At 55.0% G+C, this 12,912-nt stretch carries 13 protein-coding genes; 4 read left to right on the top strand and 9 right to left on the bottom strand.

The features are described 5' to 3' along the window. Positions 1-2: 2 nt before the first annotated feature. Positions 3-641: an orotate phosphoribosyltransferase gene (gene pyrE, locus NMK_RS06775; protein ID WP_109014977.1), complete on the bottom strand. Its 639-nt coding sequence runs from the start codon at positions 639-641 to the stop codon at positions 3-5. A 181-nt stretch (positions 642-822) separates the two neighbouring features. On the opposite strand from pyrE, the gene NMK_RS06770 reads away from it, so the two are divergent. Continuing rightward, complete coding sequence (locus NMK_RS06770; RefSeq protein WP_109014976.1) at positions 823-1,605, top strand: exodeoxyribonuclease III; 783 nt, start codon at positions 823-825, stop codon at positions 1,603-1,605. 56 nt (positions 1,606-1,661) lie between these two features. Here the strand turns inward: NMK_RS06770 and NMK_RS06765 are convergent, their stop codons facing one another. Next, entirely contained in the window at positions 1,662-1,892 is a 231-nt protein-coding gene (locus tag NMK_RS06765) for a hypothetical protein (protein WP_109014975.1), read from the bottom strand. Between the two features lie 115 nt (positions 1,893-2,007). Here NMK_RS06765 and NMK_RS06760 point away from each other — a divergent pair, with 115 nt between their 5' ends. Together NMK_RS06760 and NMK_RS06755 are read left to right on the top strand one after the other, a co-directional pair. Further along, positions 2,008-2,682 carry a response regulator gene (locus NMK_RS06760; protein ID WP_109014974.1) on the top strand — a complete coding sequence of 225 codons (675 nt, stop codon included), beginning with the start codon at positions 2,008-2,010 and terminating at the stop codon, positions 2,680-2,682. Then, positions 2,672-4,075, top strand: a complete 1,404-nt coding sequence (locus tag NMK_RS06755) for a sensor histidine kinase (RefSeq protein ID WP_109014973.1) — start codon at positions 2,672-2,674, stop codon at positions 4,073-4,075. Before NMK_RS06760 ends, NMK_RS06755 begins: the two co-directional genes overlap by 11 nt. Here NMK_RS06755 and NMK_RS06750 read toward each other — a convergent pair. The 7 genes from NMK_RS06750 to def form a co-directional block, all read right to left on the bottom strand. Beyond that, positions 4,072-5,352, bottom strand: coding sequence for a sigma-54-dependent transcriptional regulator (locus NMK_RS06750; protein WP_109014972.1), 1,281 nt, complete (start codon positions 5,350-5,352; stop codon positions 4,072-4,074). The two genes, NMK_RS06755 and NMK_RS06750, sit on opposite strands and share 4 nt — an antisense overlap. After that, the gene (locus NMK_RS06745; protein ID WP_109014971.1) at positions 5,349-7,472 is read right to left on the bottom strand and encodes a sensor histidine kinase; all 2,124 of its coding nucleotides are present in this window, start codon (positions 7,470-7,472) and stop codon (positions 5,349-5,351) included. Before NMK_RS06745 ends, NMK_RS06750 begins: the two co-directional genes overlap by 4 nt. Continuing rightward, positions 7,469-8,074 (bottom strand): DUF4390 domain-containing protein, encoded by a 606-nt coding sequence (locus tag NMK_RS06740; RefSeq protein WP_227871397.1) that lies wholly within the window; start codon positions 8,072-8,074, stop codon positions 7,469-7,471. The genes NMK_RS06745 and NMK_RS06740 overlap by 4 nt, the downstream gene beginning before the upstream one ends. Next, on the bottom strand, positions 8,037-9,320 hold the full coding sequence (gene rsmB / locus NMK_RS06735; protein ID WP_109014970.1) for a 16S rRNA (cytosine(967)-C(5))-methyltransferase RsmB: 1,284 nt from the start codon (positions 9,318-9,320) through the stop codon (positions 8,037-8,039). Before rsmB ends, NMK_RS06740 begins: the two co-directional genes overlap by 38 nt. Beyond that, positions 9,313-10,164 (bottom strand): zinc metalloprotease HtpX, encoded by an 852-nt coding sequence (htpX, locus tag NMK_RS06730; RefSeq protein ID WP_109014969.1) that lies wholly within the window; start codon positions 10,162-10,164, stop codon positions 9,313-9,315. Before htpX ends, rsmB begins: the two co-directional genes overlap by 8 nt. Positions 10,165-10,231: 67 nt before the next feature. Beyond that, a complete protein-coding gene (gene fmt, locus NMK_RS06725; RefSeq protein ID WP_109014968.1) occupies positions 10,232-11,149 on the bottom strand; it encodes a methionyl-tRNA formyltransferase in 918 nt (305 codons plus the stop codon). A 55-nt stretch (positions 11,150-11,204) separates the two neighbouring features. Then, positions 11,205-11,708: a peptide deformylase gene (gene def / locus NMK_RS06720; RefSeq protein ID WP_109014967.1), complete on the bottom strand. Its 504-nt coding sequence runs from the start codon at positions 11,706-11,708 to the stop codon at positions 11,205-11,207. Positions 11,709-11,782: 74 nt separating this feature from the next. Here def and NMK_RS06715 point away from each other — a divergent pair, with 74 nt between their 5' ends. Next, on the top strand, positions 11,783-12,907 hold the full coding sequence (locus tag NMK_RS06715; RefSeq protein ID WP_109014966.1) for a LysM peptidoglycan-binding domain-containing protein: 1,125 nt from the start codon (positions 11,783-11,785) through the stop codon (positions 12,905-12,907). Positions 12,908-12,912 lie beyond the last annotated feature (5 nt).

The raw sequence follows: 12,912 nt of genomic DNA, 5'->3' as shown, positions 1-12,912 counted from the left end.
CGTTAAACACCGTAGGTTTGGCGATACGCCTGAATCGCCGGACGAAATTCCGCCAATTGCGGTGCGTCTTCCAAATATTGAATCAGGTCGGCCAGACCGGCGATATGGATCACGGGAATTTCATATTGCTGCTGCACTTCCTGCACCGCCGACAACGTGCCCTGCCCGCGCTCCTGGCGGTCCAGGGCAATCGCCACCGCACAAGGTACAGCACCGCTGTTACGGATCAGCTCGACGGATTCACGCACGGAAGTGCCGGCTGAAATGACGTCGTCTACGATCAGTACCTTGCCTTGCAAGGGTGCGCCCACGATCGTGCCGCCCTCGCCGTGGTCCTTGGCTTCCTTGCGGTTATAGGCATAGGGAACATTGCGGCCGCGACGCGCCAGCGCAATGGCGATGCTCGCGGCAAGCGTGATGCCCTTATAAGCCGGGCCGAACAGCATGTCGAACTCCATGCCGGATTCAATGATGGCCGATGCATAAAATTCACCCAGCTTGAGCAGGCTGTCGCCGTCATTGAAGAGCCCTGCATTGAAAAAATAAGGACTCAGGCGGCCTGCCTTGGTCTTGAATTCGCCAAAGCGCAACACTTGCTTATCGACGGCGAACTGGATGAATTCTTTGCTGAAATCGGTCATGGGATTCCTGTCTTTTGATCGGCACGCATACGTGCAACTTTGAGATGAGACGGCAAGGCGTTACCATCTCGACCACCTATTTGGTATATTGCCGCACTCGCTCGTGGCGACTTCTCCAAGGGCAATACGCCGTAATTGTATCCATTTTGCGCCCGTCATCGCCATTAAGACCAAGCCAACCATGCTCAAAATCATCAGCCTCAATCTCAACGGTATTCGCTCTGCGACCACTAAAGGGCTTTTTCCTTGGCTTGCCAAGCAAGACGCTGACATCGTCTGCATGCAGGAACTCAAAGCCCAGGCTGCCGATATGACCCGCGAAATGCTGCAGCCCGAAGGCTTTTACGGCTATTTCCATTACGCTGAAAAGAAGGGCTATAGCGGCGTTGGCATCTACAGCAAGAAACAACCGGACGCCATCATCGAAGGGTTGGGGATGCCCGATATCGATGCCGAGGGGCGCTACATCGAAGCGCAGTACGGCAACCTGAGCGTCGTGTCCTTGTACCTTCCTTCCGGTTCCAGCGGTGAAGAACGCCAGACAGTCAAATTCAGCGTAATGGAACGTTTTCTGCCACACCTTATGGCGTTGAAGGAAAGCGGTCGCGAGGTCGTCATCTGCGGCGACTGGAACATCGCGCACAAGGAAATCGATCTCAAGAACTGGCGCGGCAATCGCAAGAACTCGGGCTTTTTGCCTGAAGAACGCGCCTGGATGACGCGGATTTTCGATGAGCTAGGCTGGGTGGACGTGTACCGCAAACTCCATCCGGAGACTACGGACGAGTGTTACACCTGGTGGTCTAATCGCGGCCAGGCATGGGCCAAAAACGTGGGATGGCGTATCGATTACCAGGTGGCGACTCCGGGAATAGCCACCAAGGCTAATGCTACGTCAGTTTACAAGGATGAGCGCTTTTCGGACCATGCGCCGCTCACCGTTATTTACGATGACAATCTCTAAAACAATCGACAATAAAAAAGCGGGGCAAGCCCCGCTTTTTTACTTCTGCCGTCGAATTACTTGGCAGGAGCATCAGCAGCCGGAGCAGCTTCAGCAGGCTTTTCTTCAGCCTTCTTGGCAGCAGCCTTGTGTGCCTTCTTTGCCTTGTGTGCCTTCTTGGCAGGAGCAGCGGGCTTTTCCTTGGCAGCGGGAGCAGCATCAGCAGCCGGGGCAGCTTCATCGGCAGCAAAAGCGTTCACGGAAACAGCAAAGAAACCAGCGATCAGAGCAGCCAACAGTTTGTTCATGTTTTATCCCTTGAATAAAATAAAATGTTCTACGATCTGTACTTCTAATTCGGCTCGCTTGCCGTGAAATGCACGATACGCCGCCAACCTTACCCGAACCTTACTGATAATTCTTATGCGGATTTTAATTGTTGAAGACGACCCAACCCTGGCAGATGGTTTAACGAGATCGTTAGGCCAATCAGGCTATGCCATTGATCGCGCCTCAAACGGCGAGCAGGCCAATACCATGTTGCAGAACGCTGCCTACGACTTAGCGATTCTGGATCTTGGACTGCCAAAAATGGACGGCACCGAAGTATTGAAGCGCCTCAGACAACGCGGCGGACGCACCCCAGTGCTCATTCTCACTGCACGCGACGCCATTGAGGATCGCGTTCAAGGACTGGATTTGGGGGCTGACGATTATCTGACCAAGCCCTTCAATCTAGTGGAACTGGAAGCTCGCGTCCGCGCCTTGATCCGACGCGGCCAGTTGGGCAGCAATGCTGCATTGCACTGCGGCAACCTGGAATTCGACCCGTCCGGTAGGCGTGCGACCAACGGCAATACACCACTTGAGCTATCTTCACGCGAGCTGGGCGTGCTGGAAGTCCTGATGCTGCGCCAGAACAAGGTGGTGAACAAGGAACAGATCATGGAAGCGCTGTGCAACTGGGACGAAGACCTGGGCGATAACGCGATCGAAGTCTATATCCATCGCCTGCGCAAAAAACTGGAATCCTCCGGCGCGCGCATCCGCACCATACGCGGCCTGGGTTACTTGCTGGAAGAAGACCGTGCGAGCTAAAGCGCGCACGCTTAGACGCCAGTTGCTCATCTGGCTGCTAGCCCTGTTGATTCCCCTGCTGATCCTAGGCGGCTACAACTCTTATTTCCGTGCCTATCACTTTTCCAATCTGGCTTACGACCGATCCTTGTTCCGTGCGGCACTCGCATTGGCCGATCAAGTATTCGTGGTACACGGCAAAGTATTGGTCGACCTGCCCCAAAAGGCACTCGATCTGCTGGAATACGATAAGGATGATTGGATTTATTACCGCGTAACTGACCCTAAGGGGAACATCGTTACCGGAGAGCCAAGGCTGCTACCGCCCCCCACCCTTCCTCCGCCGGGCGAACACCTTTATTACGACACTATGCTGGGCGACAACCATGTGCGTGTGGTCGCCTTTTCGCTTCCTCTTACCGGCACCAGCGCCAAGGGTTCGGCATTGGTTCAGGTGGCTGAAACAAAATCCAAACGCGACAGGTTGGCTCAGGAAATCATTACCACCATGATGCTACCGCAATTGCTGATCGTGCTACTGGCGGGCGCTTTGGTGCATTACGGCGTACGTCGCGGTTTAGCTCCGTTAGAACGTCTGCAACGTGCGGTGGAACAAAGGTCCTACCGCGATCTGAGCGCGGTACCTTATGAAGATGCACCACGTGAAGTTCAACCCCTGCTTCGCGCCATGAACGATTTAATGAAGCGCCTGCGTGAAAGCATGGGCCGCCAGCAGCGATTTACAGCAGATGCCTCGCATCAACTGCGTACCCCACTCGCTGGGTTGCAAACCCAAGCCGAAATGGCCTTGCGCGAGACCGATCCTGCCCATATACGGCAAGCCTTGGAACGCATCCTGGCAAGCGCTGGCCGGGTGTCTCACCTGGTGAGCCAATTGCTGGCACTGGCGCGGGTGGAACCGGGCTCGGGACGCGAGATCCAGCAGCAACCGCTAGACATCGTTCAGCTCGCACGCGATACCACTGCGGAATGGGTTTCAGCGGCGCTGGACAAGCATATTGACCTGGGCTTCGAGACCGATATTCCTGCGCAACAAATCATGGGCAATCCACTGATGCTGCATGAATTGCTAGCAAACCTGCTCGACAACGCTATTCGCTATAGCCCCAAGGGCGGCAAGATCACCGTTAGTACGCGCGATTCTGATATGCACGTGCTGTTGGCGGTCGAGGATGACGGTCCAGGGATTCCGCCAGAGGAACGCGAGCGCATTTTCGAACGCTTCCATCGACTGTCTGAAAGTACCAGCGATGGCTGCGGATTGGGATTGGCCATCGTCAAGGAAATCGCCCAAGCGCATCAGGCAGAAATAATGGTGACTGAAGGTGAGGATGGCTTAGGGACACGGATGGTCGTGAGCATTCCAGTGCTCAAGGCCGGCAATGCTGTTTAATTACCGGCTTTCTGGATGCCCAGCTGTTTGAGCTTGCGGTACAGGTGGGTGCGTTCCAGCCCCACCGCCTCCGCCACCTTACTCATATTGCCGCCTGCCTTTGCAATATGATGCTCGAAGTAAAGCCGCTCGAAATCGTCCCGCGCTTCGCGCATCGGTTGATCAAGCGAAATGGGTAGGCCGGCGCTAGGTGCCGCAACTGCTGATGACTCGGGCTCCAGGCCAGTATATTCCTGTAACAACCGCTCGACGTCACCCAGGCCGATAGTGTCTGCTAGCGTAGTCAATGCCAACCGTTTTACTGCGCCCTCCAACTCAGCCAAGCCGCCCGGCCACGGTGCGTTCCTCAGCGCATTGAGGGCTGCCGTGTCGAAATCCCTGTAAGGTACTGTGCCTGTTTCGCTCGCATGCGCTACCAGCGTTTGAGCGAGTTCTGGAATGTCTTCCTTGTGCTCGTTAAGGGCAGGTACTCGCACCGTGGCACTGCCGATGACCTGCAACAAGTTGTCGTCGAACTGGCCGTCGGCTACAAGTTGCGGTAAAGCCCGCGCCGTCGCGCAAACCAGTCGAACATCATAGCGGTCGGTCTTTTGTGCCAACAACAATAGGCCTTTTTGTTCAAGACGGTTGAGCTCAGCCACTTCCGGAATGAATAGGACGCCCTCCTGCACTTGCTCCAGCAACTCCAGGGGGGCGCTCACCAGTTTCTCGAAATGATCCAATACCAGCCAGGGCGTACCATCCTTATGCAGCGATTTGGCGCACAACTCCATTCCGCAACCGCGAGGGCCGACCAACAGCAATGGGGTATTGAGGCGAGCAGCTTGTTCGAGTCGCTGGCGCAAGTCGACAATAGGTGCGCTCTTGCCGAGGCTCATGAGATGCAATGTCTGCCGGGGCTGCTGTTCTCCATGACGCAAAGCAGCGCCGACCGTTTTAAGCAGCTTTTGCAGCGCGATAGGTTTTTCCAGGAAATCAAAAGCGCCGATGCGGGTAGCTTCCACCGCGGTATCAATGGTGGCATGGCCGGACATCATCACCACCGGCATGGTTAACAGCCCACCATTGCCCCATTCCTTGAGCAAGGTGACACCGTCGCAATCGGGCATCCAGATATCGAGCAGGACCAAATCTGGACGCATTTGTTGGCGCGAATGACGCGCCTCGGCTGCATTTTCCGCGAGATGAACGTGGTAGCCCTCGTCCTCAAGGATATCCCGCAGTAGTTCGCGAATGCCGATTTCGTCGTCGACGACGAGGATATGTCTTGCCGTCATGCTGAAGCTTCCTGAATGGGAAGGCTAATGCGGACGCTCGCGCCTCCCGCCGTGCGGTTTTCGATGCTGATACTGCCTTTGTGCTCTTCCACGATTTTCTTAACGATGGCCAATCCCAATCCTGTACCGTGACGTTTGGTTGTGACGTAGGGCTCGAAGGCCCGCGAAATGAGTTCTTCGGGAAATCCGCTACCATTGTCGCTGACAGCCAGCGATATCATACCGCGTTCGCGTTGGGCACTCACCTCGATGGCTGGATCAGGGCATCCATCTAAAGCATCCTGAGCATTTTGCAGCAGATTGTGAAGCACCTGGCGCAACATGGTAGCGTCACCGCGGACCCATATCGGCGACTCCGGCAGATCAATGCTCAGCCGGATATCAGGCGGGTCATACAAGGCTAGCACCTCTCGCATGATGGCGTTGAGGTCGAGTTCAGCAAGATTCACTGCCGGCGCCCGAGCGTACTCGCTAAATTCGTTCACCATGCTTTTCATGGCCGTGACCTGGTTGACGATAGTGGTGGTCGCCCGACGTAACATTTCAGCATCACCTTCATCCAGTTTGTCGGCCAGCTTGTGCTCCAAGCGCTCGGCGGAAAGCTGAATGGGCGTGAGCGGATTTTTGATTTCGTGGGCAAGACGTCGGGCTACCTCGCCCCAAGCGGCATCGCGCTGCGCCTGGATCAATTGCGTGATGTCGTCGAACACGGCTACGTAACCACTATCGCTCCCCGCCGGCAAACGGGTTCCGCGCACCAGCAGTACCTGAGTCCCTTGCCGGCCGCTCAGCTCCAATTGTTGCTGCCATTCTCCCGGCGCATCTTCGGCAAATCGCTCAAGCACGGCCCCCACCAGTGGCGATAGAGCCTGATAGTCTTCTACGAGGCTTTTAAGCGGCTTGCTCAAGGCATCGTTAAGATCGACGCCAAGGATTTGTGCGGCGGCTGGGTTGCAGGCTCGCAGGCAGAAGTTTTCGTCCAGTGCCAACACTCCTGACGATAGGTGCGAGAGGATGGCGGCAAGATAGCCTCGCGCAGATTCGACCTGTGCGCGGTGACGCTCGGTAGCTTCCGTAGCTTCACGAAGTTGGCGCGTCATGCTGTTGAACGACCTCACCAATATGCCCAACTCATCCTTGCCGTGCGCAGGTAGCACTTTGCCGTAATCCCCGCTGGCAATCGCCCGAGTGCCTTCGGCAAGAATCCCCAAGGGAGCCGATAGGCGCCGACTCAGCACGAACGCGAACGCGACTGCGGAGAGCATTGCCAGCATCAACACCAGCGTCAGCGTCAAGGCAAACACCTGCTTAAGGGCCTGCCGCGCGTAAGAAAGCTCCTGATAATCCTGATACACCGCCTGTACCGATTCGGCAGTATCGGAAAGCGTCTTGGGTACCGGGCGCAGCAGTTGCAGGATGCGTGACTCGCCGCGCAAGTCGTAAGTGTTTACTGGCGCCAGAACCCTCAAGTAAAGCCCTTTCCCTGGAATCGGCTCTATAATTCCGCGCGAGTGTTGGCGCGCTTGGCGCAATTGTTGAATGCTAGGAAGATCCGGCAAAAAACTGGTTGAATCGCTGCTGGAAAAGGCCACGATACGACCTTGCGGAGTGAGCAGCACGGCATCCTGTACGCCAGCTTTCTCGCGTAGGTCGTTCAATGCAGAAACGTGAGCGGAAGGACCTTGCAGGGCCAGCGACGACGCCATATTGTCGCCCTTCTCTTGCAAGTCTTTCAGCATGATATCCAGGGTGCTTTGGCCCAGACGTAAGCCGCCATCCAGTGCCGCTTCGACCTTCACATTGAACCAGGACTCGATGGAGCGCGTCAGAAAGTTAACCGAAACCCCATACACCACAAGGCCGGGAATGATCGACATCATGGCAAACATCCCCATCAACCTCAGCGCCAGCCTGCTGCCCATGACCTGGGCCTTGATCTGCCTATATAAGCGCCACAATTGCCAACCCACCAGCACCGCAAGCGCGACGGACAAGATGATATTGAGCGCCAGTAAGACGGTATAGCTCTGGCCGGAAACAGCAGTATTGGCGCTGGCATGCGACAGCAGGTATAGCAGCACCGCGCCTAGCGCGACGGCTATGAAGACGACATATTTCACTTGTCGGGGGTTGGCTTCTCTAAAGCCGGTTTGTCAAAATTAGGAGTCCATCGATGACGCTCGGAAACCAGATCCCATTTGTCCGAACCGATGGAACTGACCTGCAATGGCTTGGGCAAGCTATTCACGTCCAGCCGCATCCTCAGCATTGCATAGTAAGGAATGCCCTTCTTGACCAACGACTTATCCACCACCGCCCAATCCTTGATACGCGACAGGGCCTGAACGGCTTCCTGGAAAGATGGATAACTGGCTTGATGCGTGCCGATATTGACCAGATATTGGCGGGATAAGGCGTGGTAGCTTAACTTGATGGTTTGGCTAGCGCTGGTAACCTCTTCGTCGAACCAATAGTGATGTGGCTCCATCAACGCAAATTCGACGAGAAAATTGAGGGCGACGCCCTTGTTGATGGCTTCTTCGATTTCGGCATTGAAATCGAAGCCGAATCTAGCGTTGAGAAGATAGGCTTCGTCACCGGACACCAGTTCGGCATGTTCGATAGTGATATCAGCCGCCAGGGCAGGCTGAAAAGCCACCATGGTCAGGCACAGCAGAATCCAGCTAAATTTTTTGCAAAAGCGCGTAATAGAAGCCGTCATGGAGCTCACAGGGCAGTAATTGGCCTTCTTTTTCTAACCCGGAAAACTGCTCCCATGCCAAAGGCAGGCGGCGCGCATCCGGTGTCTCGGCAAGAAAGGAGTCGACCTGACGTACGTTTTCTTCATGAAATACGGAACAGGTCGCGTAAAGCAATTTACCACCCTTTGCCAGGGTTGACCATAATCCCTTCAGGATCAAGGATTGCTGGGCGGCAAACCCGGCAATATCGGCATCTCTTCGCAGCCATTTGATGTCGGGATGTCGCCTGACGATACCCGACGCGCTGCATGGTACATCGGCCAGAATCCGGTCGAAAAGACGACCATTCCACCATTCTTGAGGTTTCGCGGCGTTTCCCTCACGGACTTCAGCCTTGAGTTCCAATCGCCTCAAGTTATCCTGGACTTTCTGCAATCGCGTCACGTCATGATCCAAAGCTGTAAGGTCAAGATCGGCAATTTCCAATAGATGTGCAGTTTTACCGCCTGGGGCACTGCAAGCGTCCAACACACGCATTCCATCTTGAACCTCAAGCAGGAAACCGGCTTGCTGTGCGCCGTAATCCTGCACCGAAACCCAGCCTTCGCCGAACTTTGGCAGCTTCTCGACAGGGACCGGCTTTTCCAGCAGGACACCCAGGCAGCCTAAGGGCTTAGCCTGGATATCCGCCTGCGCCAACAAAATCAGGTATTCATCCCGACCTACCTTGCGCCGATTGACTCGCAGGGTCATGGGTGGATGCAGGTTCCCCACAGCCAGCATGGCTTCCCACGCTTCTGGGTATTGCTGCTTTGCCTTGGCAAGCCACCACTCGGGATAAGACAAGCGCGATTGGATATCAGCATCCACCTTGCGAAGTAGTTGCTCGCGCTGCCGAAGGAAATTGCGTAGCACACCGTTCACCAGGCCTTTAGCCCAAGGCAGCTTGAGACTGTTGGCGGCACGCACGGCATGGTCCACAACCGCATGCTCGGCCGATTTCCCGTAGGTGAGTTGTGCTAGCGCAACCAGCAAAAGAGAACGCACGCGCTGATCGCGCAAAGGCCGTTGCACCAATAAGGCCAGAACGCCTTCCAGCCGGCTCAGCCAGCGCAGTGTGGTGTAGCTGATATCCTGAAACGCGCTACGTTCTGCGGGAGTCAACTCACTGTGACTGCGCTTGAGATTGTCGAGGATCTGGTTGAGATTGTGGCCGTCGATAACCTGGGCGACCGCTTTCGCGGCCAGAAGCTGGACCTTATACAACGCCTTGCGCCATTTCCATCAACCGGGAGACACGCTCTTCCGTCGAAGGATGGGTACTGAACAGTCCCTGAATACCTTCTGCGGAGAGCGGGTTGATAATCATCATTTGAGCAGTTTCCGGATGCTGCTGGGCAGCCTCCATCGGAATCTGGTGGGCGTAGTTGTGAATTTTCTGCAAAGCCGAAGCCAGCGAACGTGGGTCGCCGCTGATTTCCGCACCGCCGCGATCCGCCTCGAATTCACGAGAGCGAGAAATTGCCATCTGGATCAGCATAGCGGCAATGGGAGCCAGGATCATGATCAGGATAGCCACCACCGGAGAAACGTTACGATCGCGATCGCCGCCGGAGAACAGCATGCCGAACTGAGCGATAGAGGAGATGGCACCGGCCACCGTGGCGGAGATAGTAGAAATCAGGGTATCGCGGTGCAGTACATGTGCCAGCTCATGTGCCATCACGCCTCGCAGCTCCCGTTCGGAAAGCATGTTCATGATGCCTGTGGTCGCAGCTACAGCCGCGTGCTCGGGACTACGTCCGGTGGCAAAGGCATTGGGTTGCGCTTCGTCGATGATGTATACCTTGGGCATCGGCAAGCCTGCATTCTGGGATAGCTCGCGAATCATGTTGTAAAAGCGAGGGGCACTCTGCTCATCCACTTCCTGAGCGTTGTACATACGCAATACCACCGCATCGGAAAACCAGTAGGCGTAGACATTCATCGCTGCCGCAAACGCGAGCGCGATCAGCATGCCGCTAGCACCGCCGAATGCAGCCCCTACCGTGGCAAACAATACGACGATGACCGCCATGAGCACGGTCGTTTTTAACCAATTTCCTAGCATGATTCCTCTTTTTTACCTCATCAAAATGGGCTTATCCCGCATTTAGATGGCGCTATGCGCTAAAAATTCAAGTCTCAAAGCGGTCCCCCGGCTTAAGCTGAGCCCCGCCGATGAAGTCTTTCCAGCTCATTCGTTTACCGCCGGGTTTTTGCAGCTCTTCAATGCGCAATGCTCCAGTTCCGCAAGCAACCACAATACCGTCGTTCACCGCAATAACTTCGCCCGGTAAACCGCTGCCTTGGGTCACCCTTGCAAACCAAATCCGCCAGGCTTCGTCTTTCATAACGGCCTGTGCCACAGGGAAGGGGTTAAATGCGCGGACTTGGCGCGCAAGCTCGTCGGCAGATTGATGCCAGTTTATGGGAGCTTCCGTTTTGAGCAGCTTTGCCGCATAGGTAACCTGGCTTTCGTCCTGTTCCTCCGCCTCAAGATGATCAAGCTCCGCCAACACCTCGACCATAAGTGCGCCCCCGACTTCGGACAATGTATTGTGCAGGGTTTGTGCCGTGTCGTTCTCGGTAATAGGTACGGCAACCTTTTTCAGCATGGCGCCTGCATCCAGCGCCGGTACCACGCGCATGATGGTCACTCCGGTTTCGGCATCGTTGGCCAGGATAGAACGTTGAATTGGCGCCGCGCCGCGCCACCGTGGTAGCAAAGAGGCATGGATGTTGAAACAACCCAGTTTAGGCATATCCAAAACCGTTTTCGGAATAATCAGCCCATATGCAGCGACGATCATTGCATCTGCATTAAGACTGGAGATTCTTGCCTGCACATCCTCGGGCTTCAGTGTTTCCGGCTGGAAGACTTGGATGCCGTGTTGCAATGCAAGCTCTTTGACTGGGCTGGCCTTGAGCTTCATGCCTCGCCCGGCCGGGCGATCGGGTTGGGTTAGGACCAAAGCAACTTCATGGCCTGCTGCGATGAGTTTGGCCAGCGCAGGCACGGCGAATTCCGGGGTTCCGGCGTAGATTAGTTTCATAGAGTGGTTTCATGCGTCGAGCCGAGATTTATATATCCCGGCTAAGAACGTCTTTTTACATGGTTTCGCGCAAACGTTTCTTCATTTTGTGTTTGATGCGCGATTGCTTGAGTTGCGACAGGTATTCGACGAAGACTTTGCCTTTGAGATGATCCATTTCATGCTGGATGCATACGGCGAGCAATCCATCGGTTTCTAGCGTGAATGGCTGACCGTTAATGTCGAGGGCCTCGACAGTAGCCTTCTCCGGTCGTTTTACTCGTTCATAGACACCGGGCACTGAAAGGCACCCTTCCTCGTATTCCTGCATGCCCTCAGCATTGACGAGCTTGGGGTTGATGAACACCATCAAGTCATTTTTAGCTTCGGAAATATCGATCACAATCACTTGCTGGTGAAAATCCACCTGAGTAGCGGCAAGCCCAATCCCGGGAGCAGCATACATGGTGTCCGCCATGTCCCTGACTAAACGGCGGATATTGTCGTCGACGCTGACAACCGGGGCAGCGACTTTGTGCAGTCTTTCGTCGGGATAATGCAGAATCTGAAGAATAGCCATAAAAGCTTGCCTATTGAATTAATTAGATGCAAAATCTAAACCGATTTCGCAAATACCCAGGCCGAGGTGCCCTAATGAAAAAGCGAATTATAACGCTGCTGATGCTTTGCGGCATCGCGACCCCTTCGCTTGCTGATGAGCTTAAGTTACAACCCAATCATCCTGACCGTTATGTCGTCGTAAAAGGCGATACCCTTTGGGGCATTTCCGGCAAGTTTCTGAAAGATCCTTGGCGTTGGCCCCAAATATGGAAGATGAACCGCGCCCAGATCAAAAACCCCCACTGGATTTATCCGGGCGACGTTGTTGTACTCGATACCAGTAGCGGACACCCCGAACTGCGACTGTTGCGCCAGACCGTTCAGCTGGAACCCAATGTCATTGTCGAGCCGCTTGATCAGGCTGCCGTTCCACCGATTTCGCCAAGTGTCATCGCGCCGTTCTTGAGTCAACCTCTCATCGTCGAGGAACAGCAACTGCATGATGCTCCTGAAATCATCGGCGCTCCAGAAGGCCGCTTAGTCTTGAGCTCTGGCTACCGCGCTTACGTCAGCAACATCAAGGACGGCGACCAGCAAACCTGGCAAATCTACCGCCCTGGTGAAAAGTTGGTCGACCCCGATACCAAGGAGTCGCTTGGTTATGAAGCGATCTATCTGGGCGATGCAAAAGTAGTTCGATTCGGCGAACCCGCCACAGTTACTATCACGCGCTCCAAGCAAGATATCAATGCGGGAGATAAACTCGTACCTGCGTCCGACACGCAAATCAGCAGCTATGTTCCGCATGCGCCAGACAGCGAAGTCAAAGGTCGTATCTTGACATCCTACAGCGGCGCTTCCGAGATCGGTCGTGACAATATAGTCACCATCAATCGCGGTAGCAGCGATGGTCTTGAAGAAGGTCACGTTCTTGCGGTATTCAGCGACGGTGAAGTCATTGCCCGCGAGAAAACCAAACAGGAGCAAGACCCGCGGGACCATATTCCTCAGGTGAATCTGGATATCAAACGCGGCGAAGACGGTAAGCTGATCGTCAATCGGCGCAAGGACGATGCGGACGAGCCTGACACAATCAAGCTTCCTGATGAGCGAGCCGGGCTGGTAATGGTGTTCCGCACTTTCGAGCACGTCTCTTATGCCTTGGTTATGCAATCCGAACGGCCCATGCATGTAAACGATTGGGTGCAAAACCCCTGAGATTC

Origin of the sequence: Novimethylophilus kurashikiensis, from assembly GCF_003112435.1 — a bacterium.
In the GTDB taxonomy this organism is placed as follows: Bacteria; Pseudomonadota; Gammaproteobacteria; order Burkholderiales; family Methylophilaceae; genus Novimethylophilus; species Novimethylophilus kurashikiensis.
Note: the sequence above shows the minus strand (reverse complement) of the source record. Positions and strands in the feature narration are given on the sequence as shown.